Here is a 22682-nt window from a genome sequence, read left to right on the forward strand (position 1 = left end):
ATCAATCCCTCGTTCTCGGCATCTCGAACATCCCGGCCAGATTGTCCCGCTCGCGCGCGAAGGTGTAGGTCGGCGCGCCCGAGAGAATGCCGTGGATCTCGCGGAACGGCTCGCGGAGATGCATGCCACCGCCGTCGATGACATATTCGCGGATATCCTTGTCATGCTGTGTGCCGCGCATCTTGAGCACGGCGAGCCCGCGCCGCATCTCGCCGTGGAGCTCGACATAGCGTAGCAGCACGATCATGTCGGTGATCGTCGAGATGTGGCTCTCCGTCACCGATTCCCCACCGAGCAGCATGGCCGTCGTGTTGGTGAACAGCCCGGTCACGCCGAACTGCTTGATGCCGCTCGTCAGCGCCACCACGAATTCGCGATAGGACTTGATCGTGCCCGCCCGCTCGAAGGCAGAAAGGCTGTCGACCGCGATCCGATCCGGGCGGAAATCGGCCATCTCGCGCCTGATGTAGAGCAGGTGATCCTCCAGCCCCATCGTCTCAGGATAGCGCGCGACGATCCGCAGCATGCCGCTCCGCTCGGCCGCGTCGAAATCCATCCCCCAGTTGAGGGCATTGCGCGTCAGCTGGTCGCGGCTCTCCTCCGCGGCGATCAGCATCGCACGCTGCCCGCTCGCAATCGCCGCCTGCAGATAGTGGGTCACCATGAGCGTCTTGCCGGTCCCGGTCGCGCCGCTGACCAGGATGACGGAATCGCGATAGATGCCGCCGCCGCACATCGCGTCGAGCTCGGGCACCCCGGACGACACACGAATATCGGACGAGTGCTGCTGCAGCTCCATCGCCGACAACGGCAGGATCGTGATGCCGTCCGCATGGTCGACGGTGAACGGATATTCGCCCTTGTGATGGGTCGCGCCGCGGAACTTCAGGATCTCGATCGTCCGCCGCCGCTTCTCATGCTCCAGGCGGTTGCGAAGCACGAGCACGTTGTCGGCGACGAACTCCTCGATGCCGAAGCGTGCCAGCGGTCCATCCTCGCCCGGACGCTCGACGGTGATCATCGAGGTGACGCCGAGCTGGCGCAACCGGACGGTGATCCGGTGGAGTTCGCGACGGACCAGATTGGCGTCGCTGAACTGCGGAAACAGCGCGCCGATCGAGTCCATGATCAGCCGCTTCGCATTGACGTTGCGGACGGCGGCCTCGATGCGGGCCAGCAGCGCGGAGAAGTCGAATGTACCGGCCTCGATCGTTTCCTCACCGTCTTCCGGGGTCACGTCGACGATGGCCACCTGGCGCCGCGCGATCATGTTTTCGAGCTCCCATCCGAATGATCTGATATTGCGGATCAGATCCTCCGGCGCCTCCTCGAAGGTCACGCAAACCCCATGCTCCCCGGTCGTCCTGACGCCTGTGATCAGGTATTGCAGCGCCAAGACAGTCTTGCCGCTGCCGGCGGTGCCCGCAACCAGGGTGGTGCGATTGAGCGGCAGCCCGCCATTGGCGATCTGGTCGAAGCCGGCGATGCCCGTGCGCAGCTTCTCGAGCTCATGCGCTCCAGTCAGAGCCATTTCCTGTCTCCCCGTCCTGCGTCTCCGATGCGTGAGATCGATCATGGGCGATGCCGAGCGCCAGCAGCACCCGCCGCGTGTCACTGAGATCGCCGATGATTTTCCGCACCGGCGGCGGGTCTCGCCGCACCAGTGTCGGCGTCGCGACGATCCGTTCCCGTTCGGCCACGTCGGGGCGCTCGGTCACGTCGATGATCTCGACGACACAGAGGCCCGCGAATTCCTGCTCGCAGATGCGGCGTAGATTTTCGATCGCGCGCAGCGAATGCAGGGTCTGTCCGGTGACAAAAAGTCCGAGATGGTACGTCATGCACCGCTCCCGTCGGAATGGCCGCAGCGATGAGCATCTCGATAGTGCGACGCCAGCAGACCCATCATTTCCAACGCAAGCAGGCGACTCTCGACGACCAGCGCGTCGGCGCGCCGGCCGGGCAGCGCGCTGGTGACCCGTTGCAAAGCCGCCATGTGAATATCCACGAGGTCACGGGGACCGCCGTGGAACTCCCCGAGGCAGCTCACGATACGCAGCATCATCTGCGCCGGCTTGCGGTTCCGTGAGGCGTACGTTTGGGGGTAGCGGTCGAACAGGGCCGCATAGGCATCGACGAGTCCTTCGAACTGCGCCGGTCGCGCGATCCGAAGCGCCTCGGTGGGTGCAGGACGGCCAGCGGAGCGCGGGACCCGAGCGACGTCGCTTCGCGTCCCGTGCGCAGCCAACCTTCTCGTCTCCTGCCGCAGCAGCGCCCCCGCCCGCCGCCGGGTCAGATCCCGCACCGCGCGGCTCAGCGAGCCGGGTCCAACCTCGACCTGCGCGATGTAGCGCTGCGCGCCGGCTTGAAGATAGGCGCGGCGCAGTCCGTCGCTGGCAGGACCGTTGACGACGATGATCGGAACGTCCGGCTGAGCCGACCGAAGTCTCTCGATCGCCTGTCCTCCGCTGCCATTGAGGTCTTCAATATTGAGCACGACGATCGCGGCGGCGGACCGGCGCAAGCAGGCGTCGGCTTCATCCAGCGTCCTGACTGCCTGCAGCTTGTAGTCCGGCATGAGCGACATCAGGCTGATCGATCGACTGGCGCCACCGGCGCCCTCCACGCCGCCATCGACCAGAAGGATGTCGGGTTGCGGCTCAAATACCGCACTCATGGTGCCGAGCTCCTCGGCGCTGCTGGCCGCCACTCACCATTGCTCCTTCGCATTAAGCGACGCGCGGCTGGGCGACGGGCCGGCCGACTAAGACAGCGCCGCCGCCATCCAATCTCCGCATTCACGATAGGTTAACGCATCGCTAATGCGAAGCATAAATTCTAGCGATTGGTGCAATATGTATGATTTCAATCATACAAAGGGTAATTGGCGAAGACCGTCGCTTACAAATTGGCCGATGAGATCGGCTTGCGGTAATCGCGTGATGTCCAGGAGAGTGCGATCGTTCACCAGGGCCTCTGCGAAACGGCATTCAATCGCCCACGAGACCTCGATGTCCAACTTGATTCGCCGGACCCGACGATCGTGAGCGACCGAAAGAGCTTGCCACGCGTGCTCAGAGCCCGGCGGCCTTGCGCAGCGCCGCATTCATGCGGTCCTGCCAGCCGGGCCCGCAGGATTGGAAGTGCTCGAGCACGTCCTGATCGATCCGCAACGTCACCTGCTCGCGCACGCCCGGCACCGCAGCCTTCTTCGGCGGCGCCTCCACCGGCTTGGTGGTCACCTTCTTGAATGCAGCCTCCGCCTCGGTGCGAGCGTCGGCGAGCGTGCGGGGACGTCGCGGCTGATCGGCCATGATCAGATCCCTTCGAACAGCGCCGTGGAGAGATAGCGCTCGGAGAACGACGGGACGATCGCCAGGATCGTCTTGCCGGCATTCTCCGGCCGCTTGCCGAGCTCGATCGCCGCCGCGATCGCCGCGCCCGAGGAAATGCCGCCGGGAATGCCCTCGTTGCGCGCCAGCGCGCGCGAGGTCTCGATGGCCGTGGCGCTGTTGATCTTGACGATCTCGTCGATCACGGACCGGTCGAGAATATCCGGGACGAAGCCGGCGCCGATGCCCTGGATCTTGTGCGGCGAATGCTGGCCGCCCGACAGGACCGGGCTCTCCTCCGGCTCGACAGCAACCACCTTGAGTCCGGGTTTGCGCGACTTCAGCACCTGGCCGACGCCGGTAATGGTGCCTCCGGTACCGACGCCGGCGACGAACAGGTCGATATTCCCCGCGGTGTCGTTCCAGATCTCCTCCGCCGTCGTGCGGCGATGGATCTCCGGATTGGCGAGGTTCTTGAACTGCTGCGGCATCACCGAGTTCGGCGTGGTTCGCAACAGCTCCTCGGCGGTCGCGATCGCGCCCTTCATGCCCTGCGCCGCCGGTGTCAGCACGATCTCGGCGCCGAGGAAGGCAAGCATCTTGCGCCGCTCCACCGACATCGACTCCGGCATGACAAGCTTCAGCTTGTAGCCGCGCGCCGCCGCGACGAAGGCGAGCGCAATGCCGGTATTGCCCGAGGTCGGCTCGATCAGAACGGAGTCCGGCTTGAGCACACCGGCCTGCTCCATCGCCAGGATCATGCCGACGCCAATGCGGTCCTTCACGCTCGCGGCAGGATTGAAGTATTCCAGCTTGGCGAGGATGGTCGCCTTGACGCCATGCTGCTCCGGCAACTTTCGCAGCCGCACAATCGGCGTATTGCCGAATGCCTCGATAATTGAATCAAATACGCGCCCGCGTCCGGGACGCTGTGTCGCAGCCGACGACTCCATGAGATCACTCCTTGCGCACTTTTGCGCGACAATGTTCCTGACCATTTTCAGCGAGCTTATTGCGCTGCGCAAGCACGATTACGCGTCTGCATGATCATCGCGTCGCACAACAAGTCGTCGTTAAATTACGCCAAACCAACGCATTTGTGTTGCGACAAGGTCAACGAAGTCGGTGTATGTTAGACTTCAGTAGGGCAGAGATTCACGGTGCGCCGTCGACTGCGATCCCTTGCAGACATCAGCAAGATGTCATGTTGGGAGTGCTAGAGACAGACTGACGGCAATGCGCGGCCTCGCTCTCGTAGAATAGATCATCCAGACCGAACAAGAAGAGACCACCAGACAAACTCTTTGTGTGACAGACGTTCATGTGACGGACCTGCGTGCGAGAGCCTTTCGTATGAGAGCCTTTCGTATGAGAGCCTTTCGTATGAGAGCCTTTCTTGTGAGAGCCTTCGCGTGAACCACGTCAGATCCGTTGGAAGTTGGACGAGTTGAAAATTTTGAGGCGTCGAAATCCCGCGTACCTAGATTCGGTTTTGTCGGAAACCAGACCTGTTCGCAAGTCGACACGACCGTAATCGACGTCATCGCAATCGACGTCATCAAGCAGCAAACGACAACAAAGAGATCGCCCAGGAGGTCACTATGTCAGCACTCGCTGATCTCATGTCGACCGCATCGCCCCGCCCCGAGCCGCGCGGCTGCGATTTGCCGACATGCCCGGTCTGCGCCGACTCCATGATAGCCGCGGAGGCCTCGGCGTATCTGGCCGACAACGCGATCAGCTATCTCTGGACCTGCGACACCTGCGGCTATGGCTTCGTCACCAAGCATTCGGTCAAGAGCCGCTTCGTTTGCAATTGATCGCGTGCAACTGAACGGCCACGCTGCATGAACGTTCCACGACGCGATGCCGCTGTCATCGCGTCGGAACGATCCGCAAGGCGTCAGACGATCTCCCCGACATTCCCAGCATCATGCGCCGCAAAGAACGCGCGCAGAGTCTTGCGCGCCGTCAGGCGGCCCGCGGAGCGATGTCGCCGCGGGCCCAATCGGCCTTGGTGCGCGCGTAGAACTCCGTGAAGCGGCCCTGCGCGATGGCTTCGCGCATTCCGGCCATCAGCTGCTGGAAATAGGCGATGTTGATCTCCGACAGCAGCGTGGCGCCGAGCGCCTCGCCCGCCTTGATCAGATGGTGCAGATAGGCGCGTGCATAGGTCCGCGCTGGCGCCCACGGACTTTCCTCGTCCAGCGGCCTGGCGTCGTCGGCGTGGCGCGCGTTACGCAGATTGACCGGCCCGAAGCGCGTATAGGCGACGCCATGGCGGCCGTTGCGGGTCGGCAGCACGCAGTCGAACATGTCGACGCCGCGCTTCACCGACTCCAGCAGATCGTCGGGCGTGCCGACGCCCATCAGATAACGCGGCCGGTCGGCCGGCAGCGCCGGCACGGTGGCCTCGATCATCTCCAGCATCACCGCCTGCGGCTCGCCGACGGCGAGACCGCCGATCGCATAGCCATGGAAGCCGATATCGACCAGCGCCTCGGCGCTCGCCACCCGCAGCGCGGGGACGTCGCCGCCCTGCACGATGCCGAACAGCATATAGCCGTCGGGCGCACTCTCGAAGGCGCGGCGGCAGCGCTCGGCCCAGCGTAGCGACAGCCGCATCGCGCGCTCGACATCGGCGGGCTCGGCCGGCAGCCGCACGCATTCGTCGAGTTGCATCGCGATGTCGGAGTTGAACAGGCGCTGCACCTCGATCGCCCGCTCCGGCGTCAGCTCGATCTTGGCACCGTCGATATGCGAGCGGAACGTCACCCCCTGCTCCGTCAGCTTCCGCAAGCCCGACAGCGACATCACCTGGAATCCGCCGGAATCGGTCAGCATCGGGCCGCCCCAGCCAGTGAAGCGCTGCAGGCCGCCGAGCGCGGCGATCCGCTCCGCGGTCGGCCGCAGCATCAGGTGATAGGTGTTGCCGAGCACGATGTCGGCGCCGGCCTCGCGCACGTCGCGCCAGTGGATGCCCTTCATGGCGCCGGCGGTGCCGACCGGCATGAAGGCCGGGGTGCGGACCACGCCATGCGGTGTGGTCAGCCGGCCGGTGCGGGCCGCACCATCGGTGCCGAGTAGCTCGAAATGGTTGGGAAGGTCGTTAGCCGGGGAGCTCATGGCCGGCTTATTGCGTCAGGATGGCGCCCGATTCAACCGCGATCGGCGGGATTTCGCCGTGATCGGCTGTTGACGGCGGAACCGGCCGTCCCTATGGTCCCGCGCCATGTCGACCTCGACCAAACGCACGACGAAAACCACCAAGCCCCAGGGGGACTCGGGAGGCGTGCGCGCGTAATCGACCTCGATCGCGACCATCTTCGAATCGAAGCCCCGCCTGATGCAGGTCCGGGGCTTTTTTTATGCCCAAATTCCAACCGGAGAGTCTTAGACGTGTCCCACGATCCCACCATTGCCATCGTCGGCGTCACCGGCGCCGTCGGCGCCGAGTTCATCGCCACCCTGGACCGCCGCAACGTCCGCGTCGGCAAGCTCAAGGCGCTGGCGAGCGCCCGCTCGGCCGGGCAGACCCTGACCTTCCGCGGCCAGACGATCGTGATCGAGGAGCTCACCGAGCGCTCGTTCGAGGGCGTCGACATCGCGCTGTTCTCGGCCGGCAGCGGCATCTCCAAGAAGTTCGCTCCGATCGCGGTACGCTCGGGCGCCGTCGTGGTCGATAACTCCTCCGCCTTCCGCATGGACCCGAACGTTCCGCTGGTGATCCCGGAGATCAACGCCCGCCGCATCCGCGACCACAAGGGCATCATCGCCAACCCGAACTGCGCGGCGATCACCGCGCTGGTGCCGCTGTGGCCGATCCACCAGCAGAACCGCATCAAGCGCGTGATCATCTCGACCTACCAGGCCGCCAGCGGCGCCGGCGCGGCGGCGATGGACGAGCTGGTGCAGTCGACCCGCGCGAGCCTCAACGGCCAGGTCTACGCGCCCAAGGTGATGCCGCACCCGTTCGCCTTCAACCTGTTCAGCCACAACACCGCCATCGATCCCGACACCGGCTACAACGACGAAGAGACCAAGGTCATCAACGAGACCCGCAAGATCTTCGAGGATGAGGGCATCGCGATCGGCGTCACCTGCGTCCGCGTGCCGGTGCTGCGCGCCCATTGCGAGGCCATCACCTTCGAATGCGAGACGCCGATCACGGAAGACGACGTCCGCCGCATCCTCGCCACCGCCCCGGGCGTGCGCATCGTCGACGACCGCGCGAAGAACTACTTCCCGATGCCGGTCGACGCCTCCGGCCAGGACGACGTGCTGGTGGGTCGTATCCGCAAGGATCTGTCGGATCCCTCCGGCCACTCCATCGCGATGTTCGTCGCCGCCGACCAGCTGCTCAAGGGCGCCGCGCTGAACGCGGTGCAGATCGCGGAGCTCCTGCCGGAGCGGGCGATGGCGTAAGGCGGGCACGCGCTCGCGACATTCCCAACTGTCATCACCCGCGAAGGCGGGTGATCCAGTATTCACCGGCACCTGTTCTCAGCCGAGCCGCCGCGGCGTACTGGATTCCCCGCCTTCGCGGGGAATGACGATGAAGATTGTGGCGAACGATGCCTGCTAAACGCTCTGAAGCTGTAGGGTGGGCAAAGGCGAGACACCGCTCTCTCCTCACATGCGATCGCAGTGGCGCCGTGCCCACCGTCTCGCCGCGCAACGCGCTGATCGACGGTGGGCACGCGTCGCCTTCGGCGCCGCTTTGCCCACCCTACGATTTTGCGCCCTACGGCTCGACCACGCGCTCGTCCGGTTGCCGGAACAACAAGCACGCATCGCCATAGGAATAGAAGCGGTAGCCGCTCTCGATCGCATGCGCATACGCCGCCTGCATCGTCTCCAGGCCGGCAAAGGCGGAGACCAGCATGAACAGGGTCGAGCGCGGCAGATGGAAGTTGGTCATCAGGATGTCGACCGCTCGGAAGCGATAGCCCGGCGTGATGAAGATCGAGGTCTCCGCCTCGAACGGCGCGATGGTGCCGTCGGGCAGCGCGGCGCTTTCCAGCAGTCGCATCGACGTGGTGCCGACTGCGACGATACGGCCGCCTTCGGCTTTGGCCTGGTTCAGCGCTGCGGCGGTCTCCGGCGTGAGGCTGCCCCACTCCGCGTGCATGCGGTGGCCTTCGGTGTCCTCGACCTTGACCGGGAGAAACGTTCCCGCGCCGACATGCAGGGTGACGCGCTGCAACCCGACGCCGCGCGCGCGCAGGCGCTGCTCCAGCGCGGGCGTAAAGTGCAACCCGGCGGTGGGCGCGGCCACCGCGCCCTCCTTGGCCGCGAACATGGTCTGATAGTCCTGCGCGTCCTGCTCGTCGGCCGGCCGCTTGCCGGCGATGTAGGGCGGCAGCGGCGGCCGGCCGAGATCGGCGATCGCCTGATCGAGCGCCGGGCCGTGGAACACGAAGGACAGCGTCACCTCGCCCTCCTCGCCCTTGGCCTCGACGGTCGCGTCGAGATGGCCGAGCAGGCAGACCTTGCCCTCATTGCCGAAGCGGATCGTGTCGCCGGCTAAGAGCTTCTTGGCCGGCCGGACCAGCGCCTGCCAGCGCGAGCCGTCGAGCCGCTTGATCAGGGTCGCCTCGATCTTGGCCTCGGTCTCGCGGCTGATGCGGCGGCCGGACAGCTGGGCTGCGATCACCTTGGTGTCGTTGACGACGAGTTGGTCGCCCGGCTCCAGCCAGTCCGGCAGATCGCCGATGGTGCGGTCGCGCAGCACGCCATCGCCCTGCACCACGAGCATGCGCGCCGCCTCGCGCGGGCTCGCCGGGCGCAGCGCGATGTTCTCGGGCGGAAGATGGAAATCGAACAGGTCGGTGCGCATGGCTCTTGGCTCAGCTCTTGGCTCAACATTTTCAGTGTGACGGCGCTCATCGGCCGGGCGGGTCAACCGATGAACGTATCGAGGGCTTCGCCGCCCTTGCTTATCCTGCTCCGAATACCACTAATTGGAACCTGGAACTTCCGCGGCGATCGGCTTCGCCTTCGTAGCAATGGACCTGATCATGGCAATCACGATTCCTGCGCGCGCCAGCGCCATCCTGCTCCTGACCGGCCTCGTGCTGGGCGGCTCAGCAGTCGCCCGGGCTCAGGAGGTCGATTGCGCGGCGGTCCAGGGGAGCGCAACCCCGATCGAGATGCGTTACCACCGCACGAACGGAGCGCTCGTCATCATCCAGTCGGATCGTGCAAGCCATGACAATTTCACGGTCTGGAGCCGGACCGAAACGCCGCAGGGAGTGATCGTCTCACGATCTACCTTTGTCGGCGGCTTGATGTCGGAAAGTCAGGATACGACGAATTTCGGGGGCACGATCCGTACCTATCACAAGACTTATGCGTTCGAGGGACTACCGGGAGATTTCGATCGCAAGTCCGACATCGACTACAAGATCATCATCACGACCCGAATGCAGGACGGCAGCACGACGAAGTCGGTCGTCCTTCAGAAGTACCGGTTCAAATACGCAAGCACGCGCAAGGTCGGACCCTGCGAGCTCGTTATCGTCCATGCTACGGCCGAGGTCGAGATACCTCCGTCGCCGGTCAAGAACCACATCGCTCAGGTCTACTTGCCCGAGCTGAATCTAGGTGCCGGTGACCCGATAGAGCCAACGATCGAAGGCGTCACGACCAGCTTCGTGCCGATCACGCCGCTGCAATGAGCAATTCATCCGACCACAGACGATCGTTCCGTGCGGCCAACCCGACGCTCCAGGCGCGCATCTTCGATGCGCCCCGGAGTGCCCGGCGATGAATCGCTCAGGCCGCGTCGGCGGCCATGTAGGCCTTCACGATCTTGTCGGGGTTCTGCACCGGCTCGCCGCGCTTGATCTTGTCGACGTTGTCCATGCCCTCGGTGACCTTGCCCCAGACGGTGTACTGCTTGTCCAGGAAGCGGGCGTCGTCGAAGCAGATGAAGAACTGGCTGTCGCCGGAATCCGGGTTGGCGGCGCGGGCCATCGAGGCGGTGCCGCGGACGTGCGGCTCGGCGTTGAACTCGGCCTTCAGCTTCTTGCCGGAGCCGCCCATGCCGGTGCCCTGCGGGCAGCCGGTCTGCGCCATGAAGCCGTCGATCACGCGGTGAAAGACGATGCCGTCATAGAAGCCCTCGCGGACGAGCTCCTTGATGCGCGCGACGTGGTTCGGCGCCAGATCCGGGCGCATCTCGATGGTCACGGGGCCCTGGGTGGTTTCGAGGATCAAGGTATTTTCGGTCACAGCCATGCTGGTCTCTCAGGTTCTGGTTGAAATGATGAGGGGCAGGACGCCGGGGTCTGACAGGTCGCGGCACCCTCTCGTGTGCGGCCGCCACCCCTCCTGACGGCGATCCGGGCACAACGAGGCCCGGGCGATGCGGGTCCAGAATAGACCCAACGCGCTTAAAGCTGAAGCCGCCCGTCCTGTCGATGCAACCGGCGGCGCGTGGCAAAGGTTTCCTTAAGGCGCGGGAACCCGGGCGGATGCCCTGCTCTCTCCGGCTACTTGGTGTCCGAGGCGACCTGGACCTTGACCATCTTGTCGGGATCGGTCACGGCGCCGCCTGCCGAGCCCGGAGGCGCCTTCTTCAGCTTGTCGACCACGTCCATGCCCTGCACGACCTCGCCGATCACCGTGTACTGACCGTTGAGGAACGACGCATCGCCGAAGCAGATGAAGAACTGCGAGTTGGCGGAATCGACGCTGTCGCCGCGGCGGGCCATGCCGACGGTGCCGCGCTTAAACGGCGTCTGCGAAAACTCCTGCTTCAGGTTCGGATATTTCGAGCCGCCGGTGCCGTTGAAGTTCTGGCCGTCGCCGGTCTGCGCCATGAAGCCGTCCATGACGCGGTGGAACGGCACGTTGTTGTAGAAGCCCTCGCGCGCCAAGGTCTTCAGCCGCTCGGCATGCTGGGGCGCGAGATCGGTGCGCAGCTTGATGACGATGCGGCCCTTGGTGGTGTCGATCACCAGCGCGTTCTGCTTGTCGAGGCCGGCGGGCAGCGACTGCGCCAGGGCCGGGACCGCGAACACGAGAGCGAAGACGAAGGCGAGAGCGCGGATCATGGCAACTCCGATGAGATGAGAGGTGAGAGGAATGAGCTAGAAAGACGCCGGACCGTCAGGCGAACTTGGCTTTCAGCGGGGCCACCACCGACGGCGGGACGAAATGCGAGATCTCGCCGCCCATCGCGGCGATCTGGCGGACGAGACTCGCCGTGATCGGACGCACCGGGACGGACGCCGGCACGAACACGGTCTGGATCGACGGCGCCATCGTCTGGTTCATGCCGGCGAGTTGCATCTCGTAGTCGAGATCGGTACCGTCGCGCAGGCCGCGGATCATCAGGATCGCGCCCGCCTGCTGCGCTGCCGTCACCGTGAGATTGTCATAGGTCGAGGCGTCGAACGCGCAGCCGGCTGCGGACGCGACCGGGCCGAACACCTCATGGGCCATCGCCAGCCGCTCCTCGGTCGAGAACAGCGGCTTCTTGCCGTGATGCACGCCGACCGCGACGATGAGCTTGTCGCAGAGATGGACGGCTTGGCGGACCACGTCGAGATGGCCGTTGGTGACGGGATCGAACGAGCCCGGATAGAGCGCAATGCGTTGCATGCGCCCGTCCTATACCGCCCGGAACAGCCGGGCAAGCCGCCGACGCCCGGGCTGGCGCGGCTGTGATGGCGGTACCCGGTTGTTTGCGCTGCGACGACGCCTACCGGAACTGCAGCCGCTTACCGCGATTGTTTCGTCGGAACCTCGGCCACGAAACACATCGATACGGCGATGAAACCAAATCGGTCGCCGCGCGAAAGCGTCTCGAAACCGGAACTGGTTAATAAATCCTTAACGAACGACGGGCCGAACGGCCCAACCACAGGGGACCGTCATGATCAAAGCGCTTTCTGCCGTCGCCGCAGCCGGCCTCGTGGCTGCCGCCCTCACCGTCCTGCCCGGCCTTGCTCCGGAGGTGAACGCCAGCGTGCCGCAGCCGCTGGCCAAGGGCGATCGCCTGGACTTCCGCCCGATCGGCCGCGACTGTTCGCAGCAGGCCTGGCCGAACTTCGAGGCCGCCTGCCTGCGCGGCGCGGGAACGAAATCGACGATCCGCGAGGCGCGGATCGTCGGGGTCGAACGGACGCAGTAATAGCGAATAGCGAATAGCGAATAGCGAATAGCGAATAGCGAATAGGTGAGACCTGATTCGCTTCCCTATTCGCTACTCCCTATTCGCCATTCGCCTGTTCATTCGCCGTTCGCGCCCTCAGTCCCATTCGCGCCATTGCCGTTCTCCGCCTCCTCGCCGATGTGCTCGACCGAGACGACGTGCTCATCGTCGGCGGTGTTGAACACGATCACGCCCTGAGTGGAGCGGCCGGCGATGCGGATGCCGTCGACGGGGCAGCGGATCAGCTGCCCCTTGTCGGTCACCAGCATGATCTGGTCGCTGTCCTCGACCGGGAATGAGGCGACCAGCTTGCCGTTGCGGTTGTTGACCGACATCGCCACGATGCCTTTGCCGCCGCGGCCCGTCGTGCGGTACTCGTATGACGAGGTGCGCTTGCCGTAGCCGTTGACCGAGACGGTCAGCACCACCTGCTCCTGCGCCGACATCTCGACATAGCGCTCCTGCGACAGCTGGATCGCGCCCGCCGCCGCCTCCTCGCCCTCGGTTTCGACCGGCTCCTCGGCCGCCGTTTCACCCGACATCGCCCGGCGCATCTTCAGATACGCGGTCCGCTCGTCCGACGTGGTCTCGACATGGCGCAGGATCGTCAGCGAGATCAGCTTGTCGCCTTCGGCGAGCGCGATGCCGCGCACGCCCATCGAGGTGCGGCCCGTGAACACGCGCACGTCGGTGACGGGGAAGCGGATGCACTGGCCGCCGGCGGCGGTCAGCAGCACGTCGTCACGCTCGGTGCAGATCTGGACGTTGACGATCTCCTCGCCCTCGTCGAGCTTCATCGCGATGATGCCGGAGCGGCGGACGTCGACGAAATCCGACAGCTTGTTGCGCCGGACGTTGCCGCCGGTCGTGGCGAACATCACGTCGAGATTCGCCCAGGAGGATTCATCCTCCGGCAGCGGCATGATCGTGGTGATGCGCTCGCCCTGCTCCAGCGGCAGGATGTTGATCAGCGCCTTGCCGCGGCCGTTGGGGGCTGCGATCGGCAGCCGCCAGACCTTCTCCTTGTAGACCTGGCCGCGCGACGAGAAGAACAGCACCGGCGTATGCGTCGAGGCCACGAACAGCCGGCTGACGAAATCCTCCTCGCGCGTCTGCATGCCCGTGCGGCCCTTGCCGCCGCGGCGCTGCGCGCGATAGGCCGACAGCGGCACACGCTTGGTGTAGCCGGCATGCGACACGGTCACGACCATGTCCTCACGCTGGATCAGGTCCTCGTCCTCCATCTCGCCTTCCTGCTCGGCGATGACGGTGCGGCGTGGAGTGGCGAACTCGGCCTTGATGGCCGACAGCTCGGTCTTGACGATGTCCTGCACCCGCGCGCGCGAGCGCAGGATGTCGAGATAGTCGGCGATCTCGACCGCGAGCTTGTCGAGTTCGTCGGAGATCTCCTCGCGGCCCAGCGCAGTGAGACGCTGCAGGCGCAGGTCGAGAATGGCCTTGGCCTGCTCGAGCGACAGCCGCGCGGTGCCGTCCGGATTGATGCGGTGGCGCGGATCGTCGATCAAGGTGATCATCGCCGCGACGTCCTGTGCCGGCCAGTCGCGCGACATCAGGGTTTCGCGCGCCGTGTTCGGATCGGGCGAGGTCCGGATGACGCGGATGATCTCGTCGATGTTGGCGACCGCGATCGCGAGGCCGACCAGGATGTGGGCGCGGTCACGTGCCTTGTTGAGCAGGAACTTGGTCCGCCGCGTCACCACCTGTTCGCGGAAGGCCACGAACACTTGCAGCAGATCCTTGAGGTTCATGGTCTGCGGACGACCACCATCCAGCGCCACCATGTTGGCGCCGAAATTGGTCTGCAGCGGCGTGAACTTGTAGAGCTGGTTCAGCACCACGTCCGGCACGGCGTCGCGCTTGAGCTCGACGACCACGCGGAAACCGTCGCGGTCGGATTCGTCGCGCAGGTCGGAGATGCCCTCGATCTTCTTCTCGCGCACCAATTCGGCGATGCGCTCGACCATCGAGGCCTTGTTGACCTGATACGGGATCTCCGTGATCAGGATCGCCTCGCGGTCCTTGCGGATGGTGTCGATCGTCACCTTGCCGCGCATCACGATCGAGCCGCGGCCGGTGTGGTAGGCCGAGCGGATGCCGGCGCGGCCGAGGATGATGCCGCCGGTCGGGAAGTCCGGCCCCGGAATGATCTGGTTGAGCTCGTCGATCGACAGCGCCGGATTGTCGGTCAGCGCGATGCAGGCGTCGATGACCTCGCCGAGATTGTGCGGCGGAATGTTGGTCGCCATGCCCACGGCGATGCCGCCGGCGCCGTTGACGAGCAGGTTCGGAAACTTCGCCGGCAGCACCGACGGCTCCTTTTCGGAGCTGTCGTAGTTCGGCTGGAAGTCGACGGTGTCCTTGTCGAGATCGTCGAGCAGCGACTGCGCGATCTTGGTCAGGCGGGATTCCGTGTAGCGCATCGCCGCCGGCATGTCGCCGTCGACCGAGCCGAAATTGCCCTGGCCGTCGATCAGCGGCACGCGCATCGAGAAGTCCTGCGCCATGCGGACCAGCGCGCCATAGACCGACTGGTCGCCGTGCGGATGATATTTACCGATGACGTCGCCGACGGTGCGGGCCGACTTGCGGTACGGCTTGTTCCACTCGAAGCCGTTCTCATACATGCCGTAGAGGATGCGCCGGTGCACCGGCTTCAGGCCGTCGCGCGCATCGGGCAGCGCCCGCGCCACGATCACGCTCATCGCGTAATCGAGGTAGGAGCGTTTCATCTCATCGAGGATGGAGACGGGACGAATGTCGGAAGGTCCGCCCGGCTCTCCGGGCTTCTCATCTTCTTTATCGGACAAAGGGGATACCGGTCGGTTTTGGCACGCGAAAATCGCTCGGAATCATATAGCGCATCGCGTCACGTCAGGCCACCCCTTGACGCCCCCGCACGAAGGATTTTTTGGCCGCATTTCCAGCAACTTAACGAGATCTTACGCTGCGACCGACGGTGACCCGGAGGGCTCGCGCGAACTGGACTTCAGCGGTGCCGCGGCAGGCGTTTTTCCGGCTCCGCGCAGCGGTTGCAGAGAGGCCTTGCGGGGGCGCACGGGAGCCGTTGATTTTGCAGCAAAATCCGTTTGTCCGGCGAGACGATCGCGCGAACCGGGCTCGTCATCCGCGACAGCGAAGCGCGTCGACCAGCACCGTGAACGCAGATGTGGGCTGCCGGCGGCTCGGAAAATACAGATGATAGCCGGCAAACGGCGCGCACCAGTCCTCCAGGACGCGAACGAGTTTGCCCTTCGCAAGATCGTCCCGGACCTGATCCTCGGGCAGATAAGCGAGCCCGAGCCCGGCGCGCACCGCATTCATTCGCATCGTGATGTTGTTGAACACCAGTTGCCCGTCGACGCGCACCTTCAGCGTGCGTCCGCGCTTTTCGAACTCCCACGCATAGATCCCTCCCAGGGTCGGAAGCCGGATGTTGATGCAATTGTGCTCCGTGAGATCCTGCGGCCTCCGCGGCCGCGCCCGCACGGCGAAATAGGCCGGTGAGCCCACCACGGCCATGCGCAGGTCCGGCCCGATCCTGACGGCGATCATGTCCTTGGCGACCTGCTCGCCGAGCCGCACCCCCGCGTCGAATCTCTCGGCGACGATGTCGGTCAGCCCATAGTCGGTCACGACCTCAACCTTGATGTCCGGATAGACCGGAAGCAGCTTTCTCAGCGCCGGCCAGAGCACGGAGTCGGCGGCATGCTCGCCCGCCGTGATCCGGATCGTTCCGGCCGGCTTGTCGCGCAATTCGCTCAAGCCGGCCAGTTCCGTTTCGATCTCATCGAACCGCGGCCCGATGCTCCGCAGCAGGCGTTCGCCTGCAGCCGTCGGCGCGACGCTGCGCGTCGTGCGCGCCAGCAGCCGCACGCCGAGCCGGGCCTCGAGGTTGCGAAGGGAATGGCTGAGCGCCGACTGGCTGATGCCGAGCCGGGCAGCCGCCCGCGTGAAGCTTCCCTCGCGGGCGACGGCGAGGAAACCGAGCACGTCGTTCAGGTTCTCGCGCAGCATTCATGAGCTCATTTCATAAAACCATGCGCGTTCTAGCATCTAATGTCATCGTAGTCACAGCCTTAGGTTCAGTCTGGACGGAGAGGTCGACGATGCGCGGTGCCGGCGTCGACCGGAAGAGAGAGAGGAGACCGGGATGAAGACGAGAACCCTGGGCAAAAGTGGTCTCGAGGTGTCGGCCATCGGCTTCGGCTGCATGGGCCTGAACTTCGGCTACGGTCATGCGCTCGCGAAAGAGGATGCGGTCGATCTCATCCGCGCCGCCTTCGACCGCGGCGTGACGTTTTTCGACACGGCCGAAATTTATGGACCGTTCACGAACGAGGAGCTGGTCGGCGACGCCCTGGCTCCCGTCCGGGACAAGGTGGTCATCGCCACCAAATTCGGCTTCGCGATCGACCCGGCGACCGGCAGGTCCTCAGGGATGAACAGCCGCCCCGAGCGAATTCGCGCGGTCGCGGATGCATCCCTGAAGCGGCTGAAGACCGATCGCATCGATCTGTTCTATCAGCACCGCGTCGATCCGGACGTGCCGATCGAGGACGTCGCCGGCGCGGTCAAGGATCTCATCGGGCAAGGCAAGGTCAGGTACTTCGGCCTGTCCGAGCCCGGCGCCCAGACCGTCCGACGCGCGCATGCGGTGCAGCCCGTGACCGCGCTCCAGAACGAATATTCACTCTGGACCCGGGGTCCAGAGAGCAACGGCATCATGCAGGCCTGCGAGGAACTCGGCATCGGCCTGGTGCCCTACAGTCCGCTGGGAAAGGGATTTCTGACCGGCGCGATGAACGAGACCACCAGGCTGCCCGACAACGACTTCCGCAGCACCCTGCCGCGCTTTACGCCCGCGGCGATGAAGGCCAACCAGGCGCTGGTCGATCTCCTCAAACGAATCGCCGAACGCAGGGCATCCACGCCGGCCCAGATCGCGCTCGCCTGGCTGCTCGCGCAGAAGCCATGGATCGTTCCCATTCCAGGCACGACCAAGCTCCATCGCCTAGAGGAGAATCTCAAGGCCGCCGACGTCGAGCTCACGGGGGACGATCTCGCCCAGATTGAGCAGGCTGCGGCCGCGATCAAGGTCGAAGGCGAACGCTATCCGCCTCACCTGATGGCCACGACGGGGCGCTGACGCGCTTCACCAAAACGGCCGGGCGCTCCGTGAGCGCCCGAAGCCACTCCTCGTCAACGCACGATCGACAGCGCGTCGCCTGCAGCTTCACGGACATTTCGCCTTCGGGTTCAAGGCGCGCCCTGATTCAGAACGGAATGTCGTCGTCCATGTCGCTGTTGCGGCTCGCGGCCGCCATCGGACGGCGCGGCGCCGGCGCTGACGACGACGGGCTGCTCATGCCGAAATCGCCGCCACCCATGTCGTCGGCGAAATTGCCGCCACCACCACCGCCGCGGCCACCGAGCATCGTCAGGGTCGAATTGAAGCCCTGCAGCACGACCTCGGTCGAGTACTTCTCGACGCCGCTCTGGTCGGTCCATTTGCGGGTCTGCAGCGCGCCCTCGATATACACCGTGGAGCCCTTCTTGAGATACTGCTCGGCGACCTTGCAGAGACCTTCATTGAAGATCACCACGCGGTGCCACTCGGTCTTTTCCTTGCGCTCGCCGGTGTTCTTGTCCCGCCACGTCTCCGACGTCGCGATGCTCAGATTGGCGATCGGCCGACCATCCTGAGTGCGCCGGATCTCCGGGTCCTTGCCGAGATTGCCGACCAGAATCACCTTGTTCACGCTACCCGCCATCACACTCTCCCGCGGTTTTCATCAATCACCGGACCGGTCCTGCCGACCGGCCGCATGGCGCGAGGTGGCTAACCCTTCCTCTCGGGCCGGACCCTATACGGTTGCCGCGCCAGCCACCGACTTTCTCGCTGCTTATCCACATATAGCAATCCGGCGTGCATCGTTCCAGTTTTGTTCGCAAAAACAAGCTCACAACCAAAGGGCGAATTTCATGGAACCTTATGGAACCCAATGGAACCGCAAGTTCCGCGAACGGAACCTCGAAAAAGTTCCCCAAATCACGAAAAAGCGATTAACTTTCATTAACTTAGTCTGCCTCACATCCTCCCAGCCTGTGGCTTTTGGGAGACGGTATCCAGGGTTGAATCGCGTATATTTGCGGATGGATTGAGGCCGCCCAAGGCGGTCGCGCCACCTCACAGACGAGCGCCTCCGGGGACGAATTCGGGGCGCCCAACGCGGGAGACTTGGGATGAAAAAAATCTTTCTTGGCGCCGTCAGCTTGATGGCCTTGGGGGCGCTGGCCCCCGCCGGAGCCGCCGATCTGGCCGCCCGCCCCTACACCAAGGCACCGGTCATGGCGCCGGCGCCACTTCCGACCTGGGCCGGCTTGTATCTCGGTTTGCAGGGCGGTGGCGGCTGGGGCCGCAGCGATGAGACCTTCTTCGGTGGTCCCAATGCCGTCGGCTTTGCCGGCACGCAGCGCTACGACATCAACGGCGGCTTCGCCGGTGGCGTGATCGGCTACAACTGGCAGGTCGACAACATCGTGTTCGGCCTCGAAGGCGACTATCACTGGGCCGACATCAGCGGCCGGTCGACCGAGATCAACCTCGGCGCAGGCGACACCTACTTCACCAAGCTGCGCGGCTTCGGCGACATCAAGGGCCGGCTCGGCTGGGCTGCGGGTCCGGCGCTGTTCTTCGTCAGCGGCGGCGCCGCGGTCGGCGATCTGCAGCACCGCTACGATGCCGGCCTGTTCGGTCCCGCCTTCTCCGCGTCGCAGAGCGATTGGCGCTGGGGTTGGACGATCGGTGCCGGCGCCGAATACATGTTCGCCCAGAACTGGTCCGCCAAGGTCGAGTACAACTATCTCGATTTCGGCAAGAGCACGCTGCAGTACACGCCTGTGGCGGCCAACCGCTCCGAATGGAACGACACCGTCCACACCGTCAAGGTCGGCGTCTCCTACCACTTCGGTGGCCCGGGCGTGTCGCGCTACTGATCGCTCGCAGAGCGCGAATATGTCGAAAGGCCGGCCTCGCGCCGGCCTTTTTTTGCGTGAGGAAACCGGCACTTGCTGGCCAGCTGTGTCGTTTGGGTGACGGCTTTTTCCGGCGGAAGGGGCTATCAAGGCCCCGCGGGTGGGCGTTGGTGAGTGTGTGCGTGCGGGCGTCGGACTTGGTTTTGGGGACTGCGATGAGAAGGCTGTTGCTGGGGGCGACAACTTCGCTGGCGCTGGGGTTGGCGCCGGCGATCGCAGCCGATTTGCCCGCGCGCACCTTCACCAAGGCGCCTGGAATGATCGCGACGATCTATGATTGGAGCGGCTTCTATCTCGGGCTGAACGCGGGTGGCGGCTCGGCCCGCACCTGCTGGACCAACAATGTGACCGTCGGGGGCGTCGCGGCGACAAATGCCGAGGGCTGCCATGACGCGACGGGTGCGCTCGCCGGCGGCCAGATCGGCTATCGCTGGCAGGCTGGCAGCTGGGTGTTCGGCGTCGAGGGGCAGGGCAACTGGGCCAACCTCAAGGGCAGCAACACCAGCCAGCTCGCGCCGGCCGTGACCAATCAGACCAAGGTCAACGGCGTCGGCCTGCTCACCGGCCAGATCGGCTATGCCTGGAACAACGTGCTCTGGTACGTGAAAGGCGGCGCCGCGGTCGCCGGTGAAAAGTACAACGGTCTCGCCACGGCCACCGGCACGGCGTTCGACCAGGCGAGCGCGACCCGCTGGGGCGCGACCGTCGGCACTGGCGTCGAGGTCGGCTTCGCCAAGAACTGGTCCGTGGGTGCCGAGTACGAGCACATCTTCATGGGCAACAAGAACCTGAACTTCTCAGGCATTCCCGCAGGCGCCGCGACCCGCAACGATACGGTCGGTCAGGACGCCGACATGGCGACCGTCCGCGTGAATTATCGCTGGGGCGGTCCGGTGGTTTCCAAGCATTGAGACATTGAGTTTGAACGGTTCGCGCGTGGTGCTCCTTTTCGTCGGCGCTGGGTCCTCGCGCCTGCGTGCTGCTCAGTCGGCTCCAAAATCGACGATCTCGGCGGCCTGATTCGACGCCTGCCGGCGCGAGCCCGTGTCATGAGCTGCCCGCCCCTCCCGTTTACGACCGCCTAACCAAGATCAGCACATCCCACCACGGCGCGATGGAAGGTCACCGCTTTGGAAATGAGTCTTTCCTACAACAACGGCAGGCCCGCACGCAGGCCGGATCGGAGGGATCCGGTGCCGGGCATTTTGGGACTGGGGAGAGACGAATGCAGAAGACTGCTCTGATCACCACGGCGAGCGTTGCGTTGCTCGGATTGGCTCCGGCATCGGCAGCCGACTTCGCTACGCGCCCCTATGGCAAGGCGCCGCCGCCGGCCTATGTCACGCCGCTGCCGAGTTGGGCCGGTTTCTACCTCGGCCTCAACGGCGGCGCCGACTGGAGCCGCAATTGCTGGACCCTGAATAACGTCGGCGGCGTGCCGGTTGCACCGAGACAATCCGAGGGCTGCCACAATGCGTCCAGCGGACTGATCGGTGGCCAGGTCGGCTATCGCTGGCAGGCCGCGAGCTGGGTGTTTGGCCTCGAGGCCCAAGGCAATTGGACCGACCTGAAATCGTCGAACGCCAGCACAGCCGCGCTGGCGGCCGGCATCACCAACACGACAAAGACTGACGCCATCGGCCTGTTCACCGGCCAGGTCGGCTACGCCTGGGACAACGTGCTCTGGTACGTGAAGGGCGGCGCGGCGGTCGCGCACAACAAATACACCGGCACCGCGAATGCCGCCGCGCCGGTCGCCGTCGGCACCCTGCTGGATTCGGCCAGCGAGACTCGCTGGGGCGGCACCGTCGGCACCGGTGTCGAGTACGGCTTTGCGCCGAACTGGTCGGTCGCAGTCGAGTACGACCACCTGTTCATGGGATCACGCGACATCAGCTTTCCGGCGACCGCGAACGTCAACTCCCGCATCGACACGATCAAGCAGGACATCGACATCGCCACGGTCCGCGTGAACTATCGATTCGGCGCGACGGGAGCGACGCGCTACTGACGCTGCGTCATCCCGCCGCAGTTGCGACAAGGCCGGCATCGCGCCGGCCTTTTTCGTGTCCAGAGCCCGGCATCGACGCGGCTATTTTGTGTTAAATATTTGATTTATCTCGCTTTTTCGCCGCTGTGGCCGGTACGTTACAGCCTCTCCGGGTTGGCCTGTGTATGAACATTTCATCGCTAGTCAGTTCAACGACCCCCGGGGGAGACATTCGATGAAGAAGTTGCTTGTGATCACGACGGCCCTCGTCGGCATCGCAACCGCGACGTCCGCGTCGGCGGCCGATCTGGCCGCCCGGCCTTACACCAAGGCGCCGCCGGCCATCGTCGCCATCAACGACTGGAGCGGTTTCTATCTCGGCATCAACGGCGGTTATGGCTCGAGCCGCAATTGCTGGACGCTGGTGAACGGCCCGGCCGAGGGTTGCCACAACGCCACCGGCGGCACCGTCGGCGGCCAGTTCGGCTATCGCTGGCAGATGGGTCAGGTCGTGTTCGGCCTGGAGGCGCAGGGCAACTGGGCCGATCTCACCGGCAACAACGTCACGCCCGTGTTCGCGCCCGATCGCAACCGCACCAAGCTCACCGCTTTCGGCCTGTTTACCGGCCAGATCGGCTATTCCTTCGGCGACACCCTGCTCTACGCCAAGGGCGGCGCGGCCGTGACCGACACCAGGTACGAGATCTTTTCCGGCGTGATCAACACCGTGCTCGCCGCCACGACCGTGCACAAATGGGGCGCGTCCGTGGGCGCCGGCGTCGAATACGCCTTTGCGCCGAGCTGGTCGGTGGGCTTCGAGTACGACCATCTGTTCATGGGCAACACCAACGTCCCCTTCCAGGGCGCCGTCTTCGCCCAGACCGACAGGATCAAGCAGGACGTCGACCTGTTCACGGCACGCATCAACTACCGCTTCGGCGGTCCCGTCGTCGCCAAATACTGATCGATCGGTTCGACAACCGAAAGTTCCAAGGGCCGGCGCAAGCCGGCCTTTTTGTTGCTCTGGAGCCACCTGTGCTGCCCCGCAACATGCGGAACCAAGCATTTGAGTTACATCAACAATCTGGAACTTGCCCGTAAAAACGCGGTTTCGCCGCGGGTGTGTCTTCAGGGTGACGGT

Annotated in this window: 22 protein-coding genes; 9 read left to right on the forward strand and 13 right to left on the reverse strand. The window is 64.7% G+C overall.

Annotation, left to right across the window (positions count from 1 at the left end):
- Position 1: 1 nt before the first annotated feature.
- The 5 genes from kaiC to cysK all read right to left on the reverse strand — a co-directional run bounded on the left by kaiC (position 2) and on the right by cysK (position 4285).
- The gene (gene kaiC, locus BRADO_RS18555) at positions 2-1531 is read right to left on the reverse strand and encodes a circadian clock protein KaiC (RefSeq protein ID WP_011926871.1); all 1530 of its coding nucleotides are present in this window, start codon (positions 1529-1531) and stop codon (positions 2-4) included.
- Entirely contained in the window at positions 1509-1841 is a 333-nt protein-coding gene (locus BRADO_RS18560) for a circadian clock KaiB family protein (protein WP_011926872.1), read from the reverse strand. Before BRADO_RS18560 ends, kaiC begins: the two co-directional genes overlap by 23 nt.
- Positions 1838-2710, reverse strand: a complete 873-nt coding sequence (locus BRADO_RS33335) for a response regulator (RefSeq protein WP_050781018.1) — start codon at positions 2708-2710, stop codon at positions 1838-1840. Before BRADO_RS33335 ends, BRADO_RS18560 begins: the two co-directional genes overlap by 4 nt.
- Positions 2711-3074: 364 nt before the next feature.
- Positions 3075-3314 carry a BrnA antitoxin family protein gene (locus BRADO_RS18570; protein ID WP_011926874.1) on the reverse strand — a complete coding sequence of 80 codons (240 nt, stop codon included), beginning with the start codon at positions 3312-3314 and terminating at the stop codon, positions 3075-3077.
- Between the two features lie 2 nt (positions 3315-3316).
- Complete coding sequence (gene cysK, locus BRADO_RS18575) at positions 3317-4285, reverse strand: cysteine synthase A (protein WP_011926875.1); 969 nt, start codon at positions 4283-4285, stop codon at positions 3317-3319.
- Between the two features lie 648 nt (positions 4286-4933).
- Here cysK and BRADO_RS18580 point away from each other — a divergent pair.
- Positions 4934-5152: a hypothetical protein gene (locus BRADO_RS18580; RefSeq protein ID WP_011926876.1), complete on the forward strand. Its 219-nt coding sequence runs from the start codon at positions 4934-4936 to the stop codon at positions 5150-5152.
- Between the two features lie 151 nt (positions 5153-5303).
- Here BRADO_RS18580 and tgt read toward each other — a convergent pair whose 3' ends face one another.
- Complete coding sequence (tgt, locus tag BRADO_RS18585; RefSeq protein ID WP_011926877.1) at positions 5304-6458, reverse strand: tRNA guanosine(34) transglycosylase Tgt; 1155 nt, start codon at positions 6456-6458, stop codon at positions 5304-5306.
- Positions 6459-6731: 273 nt separating this feature from the next.
- On the opposite strand from tgt, the gene BRADO_RS18595 reads away from it, so the two are divergent.
- Entirely contained in the window at positions 6732-7757 is a 1026-nt protein-coding gene (locus BRADO_RS18595) for an aspartate-semialdehyde dehydrogenase (RefSeq protein ID WP_011926879.1), read from the forward strand.
- A gap of 319 nt (positions 7758-8076) precedes the next feature.
- On the opposite strand, the gene queA is transcribed toward BRADO_RS18595, so the two are convergent.
- Positions 8077-9171, reverse strand: coding sequence for a tRNA preQ1(34) S-adenosylmethionine ribosyltransferase-isomerase QueA (gene queA, locus BRADO_RS18600; protein WP_011926880.1), 1095 nt, complete (start codon positions 9169-9171; stop codon positions 8077-8079).
- Between the two features lie 181 nt (positions 9172-9352).
- On the opposite strand from queA, the gene BRADO_RS18605 reads away from it, so the two are divergent.
- Positions 9353-10012, forward strand: coding sequence for a hypothetical protein (locus tag BRADO_RS18605; protein WP_011926881.1), 660 nt, complete (start codon positions 9353-9355; stop codon positions 10010-10012).
- A gap of 97 nt (positions 10013-10109) precedes the next feature.
- On the opposite strand, the gene BRADO_RS18610 is transcribed toward BRADO_RS18605, so the two are convergent.
- The 3 genes from BRADO_RS18610 to coaD all read right to left on the reverse strand — a co-directional run bounded on the left by BRADO_RS18610 (position 10110) and on the right by coaD (position 11942).
- Positions 10110-10574, reverse strand: a complete 465-nt coding sequence (locus BRADO_RS18610) for a peptidylprolyl isomerase (RefSeq protein ID WP_011926882.1) — start codon at positions 10572-10574, stop codon at positions 10110-10112.
- Between the two features lie 254 nt (positions 10575-10828).
- Positions 10829-11392, reverse strand: a complete 564-nt coding sequence (locus tag BRADO_RS18615) for a peptidylprolyl isomerase (RefSeq protein ID WP_011926883.1) — start codon at positions 11390-11392, stop codon at positions 10829-10831.
- A 55-nt stretch (positions 11393-11447) separates the two neighbouring features.
- Entirely contained in the window at positions 11448-11942 is a 495-nt protein-coding gene (gene coaD / locus BRADO_RS18620) for a pantetheine-phosphate adenylyltransferase (RefSeq protein WP_011926884.1), read from the reverse strand.
- A 274-nt stretch (positions 11943-12216) separates the two neighbouring features.
- On the opposite strand from coaD, the gene BRADO_RS18625 reads away from it, so the two are divergent.
- Entirely contained in the window at positions 12217-12474 is a 258-nt protein-coding gene (locus tag BRADO_RS18625; RefSeq protein WP_011926885.1) for a hypothetical protein, read from the forward strand.
- Positions 12475-12572: 98 nt separating this feature from the next.
- Here the strand turns inward: BRADO_RS18625 and gyrA are convergent, their stop codons facing one another.
- Both gyrA and BRADO_RS18635 read right to left on the reverse strand, forming a co-directional pair.
- Positions 12573-15323 (reverse strand): DNA gyrase subunit A, encoded by a 2751-nt coding sequence (gene gyrA / locus BRADO_RS18630; protein WP_011926886.1) that lies wholly within the window; start codon positions 15321-15323, stop codon positions 12573-12575.
- A 313-nt stretch (positions 15324-15636) separates the two neighbouring features.
- Complete coding sequence (locus tag BRADO_RS18635; protein ID WP_011926887.1) at positions 15637-16530, reverse strand: LysR family transcriptional regulator; 894 nt, start codon at positions 16528-16530, stop codon at positions 15637-15639.
- A 136-nt stretch (positions 16531-16666) separates the two neighbouring features.
- Between BRADO_RS18635 and BRADO_RS18640 the strand changes: the two genes are divergently transcribed.
- Complete coding sequence (locus tag BRADO_RS18640) at positions 16667-17662, forward strand: aldo/keto reductase (RefSeq protein ID WP_011926888.1); 996 nt, start codon at positions 16667-16669, stop codon at positions 17660-17662.
- Between the two features lie 127 nt (positions 17663-17789).
- On the opposite strand, the gene BRADO_RS18645 is transcribed toward BRADO_RS18640, so the two are convergent.
- Complete coding sequence (locus BRADO_RS18645) at positions 17790-18287, reverse strand: single-stranded DNA-binding protein (RefSeq protein WP_011926889.1); 498 nt, start codon at positions 18285-18287, stop codon at positions 17790-17792.
- 472 nt (positions 18288-18759) lie between these two features.
- Here BRADO_RS18645 and BRADO_RS18650 point away from each other — a divergent pair, with 472 nt between their 5' ends.
- From BRADO_RS18650 to BRADO_RS18665, 4 genes are all read left to right on the forward strand, one after another.
- Positions 18760-19512, forward strand: coding sequence for an outer membrane protein (locus BRADO_RS18650; protein WP_011926890.1), 753 nt, complete (start codon positions 18760-18762; stop codon positions 19510-19512).
- Positions 19513-19706: 194 nt separating this feature from the next.
- Complete coding sequence (locus BRADO_RS18655; RefSeq protein ID WP_011926891.1) at positions 19707-20462, forward strand: outer membrane protein; 756 nt, start codon at positions 19707-19709, stop codon at positions 20460-20462.
- Positions 20463-20776: 314 nt separating this feature from the next.
- Positions 20777-21562 (forward strand): outer membrane protein, encoded by a 786-nt coding sequence (locus BRADO_RS18660; RefSeq protein WP_011926892.1) that lies wholly within the window; start codon positions 20777-20779, stop codon positions 21560-21562.
- Positions 21563-21776: 214 nt separating this feature from the next.
- On the forward strand, positions 21777-22505 hold the full coding sequence (locus BRADO_RS18665; protein WP_011926893.1) for an outer membrane protein: 729 nt from the start codon (positions 21777-21779) through the stop codon (positions 22503-22505).
- Positions 22506-22682 lie beyond the last annotated feature (177 nt).

Source organism: Bradyrhizobium sp. ORS 278, from assembly GCF_000026145.1.
Lineage (GTDB): Bacteria > Pseudomonadota > Alphaproteobacteria > Rhizobiales > Xanthobacteraceae > Bradyrhizobium.

Excerpts from the sequence above, each read along its gene's own strand:
- kaiC (WP_011926871.1), bottom strand. The coding sequence starts at position 1,531 with ATGGCTCTGACTGGAGCGCATGAGCTCGAGAAGCTGCGCACGGGCATC.
- BRADO_RS18560 (WP_011926872.1), bottom strand. The coding sequence starts at position 1,841 with ATGACGTACCATCTCGGACTTTTTGTCACCGGACAGACCCTGCATTCG.
- BRADO_RS18570 (WP_011926874.1), bottom strand. The coding sequence starts at position 3,314 with ATGGCCGATCAGCCGCGACGTCCCCGCACGCTCGCCGACGCTCGCACC.
- cysK (WP_011926875.1), bottom strand. The coding sequence starts at position 4,285 with ATGGAGTCGTCGGCTGCGACACAGCGTCCCGGACGCGGGCGCGTATTT.
- BRADO_RS18580 (WP_011926876.1), top strand. The coding sequence starts at position 4,934 with ATGTCAGCACTCGCTGATCTCATGTCGACCGCATCGCCCCGCCCCGAG.
- tgt (WP_011926877.1), bottom strand. The coding sequence starts at position 6,458 with ATGAGCTCCCCGGCTAACGACCTTCCCAACCATTTCGAGCTACTCGGC.
- queA (WP_011926880.1), bottom strand. The coding sequence starts at position 9,171 with ATGCGCACCGACCTGTTCGATTTCCATCTTCCGCCCGAGAACATCGCG.
- BRADO_RS18605 (WP_011926881.1), top strand. The coding sequence starts at position 9,353 with ATGGCAATCACGATTCCTGCGCGCGCCAGCGCCATCCTGCTCCTGACC.
- BRADO_RS18610 (WP_011926882.1), bottom strand. The coding sequence starts at position 10,574 with ATGGCTGTGACCGAAAATACCTTGATCCTCGAAACCACCCAGGGCCCC.
- BRADO_RS18615 (WP_011926883.1), bottom strand. The coding sequence starts at position 11,392 with ATGATCCGCGCTCTCGCCTTCGTCTTCGCTCTCGTGTTCGCGGTCCCG.
- coaD (WP_011926884.1), bottom strand. The coding sequence starts at position 11,942 with ATGCAACGCATTGCGCTCTATCCGGGCTCGTTCGATCCCGTCACCAAC.
- BRADO_RS18625 (WP_011926885.1), top strand. The coding sequence starts at position 12,217 with ATGATCAAAGCGCTTTCTGCCGTCGCCGCAGCCGGCCTCGTGGCTGCC.
- BRADO_RS18635 (WP_011926887.1), bottom strand. The coding sequence starts at position 16,530 with ATGCTGCGCGAGAACCTGAACGACGTGCTCGGTTTCCTCGCCGTCGCC.
- BRADO_RS18640 (WP_011926888.1), top strand. The coding sequence starts at position 16,667 with ATGAAGACGAGAACCCTGGGCAAAAGTGGTCTCGAGGTGTCGGCCATC.
- BRADO_RS18645 (WP_011926889.1), bottom strand. The coding sequence starts at position 18,287 with ATGGCGGGTAGCGTGAACAAGGTGATTCTGGTCGGCAATCTCGGCAAG.
- BRADO_RS18650 (WP_011926890.1), top strand. The coding sequence starts at position 18,760 with ATGAAAAAAATCTTTCTTGGCGCCGTCAGCTTGATGGCCTTGGGGGCG.
- BRADO_RS18655 (WP_011926891.1), top strand. The coding sequence starts at position 19,707 with ATGAGAAGGCTGTTGCTGGGGGCGACAACTTCGCTGGCGCTGGGGTTG.
- BRADO_RS18660 (WP_011926892.1), top strand. The coding sequence starts at position 20,777 with ATGCAGAAGACTGCTCTGATCACCACGGCGAGCGTTGCGTTGCTCGGA.
- BRADO_RS18665 (WP_011926893.1), top strand. The coding sequence starts at position 21,777 with ATGAAGAAGTTGCTTGTGATCACGACGGCCCTCGTCGGCATCGCAACC.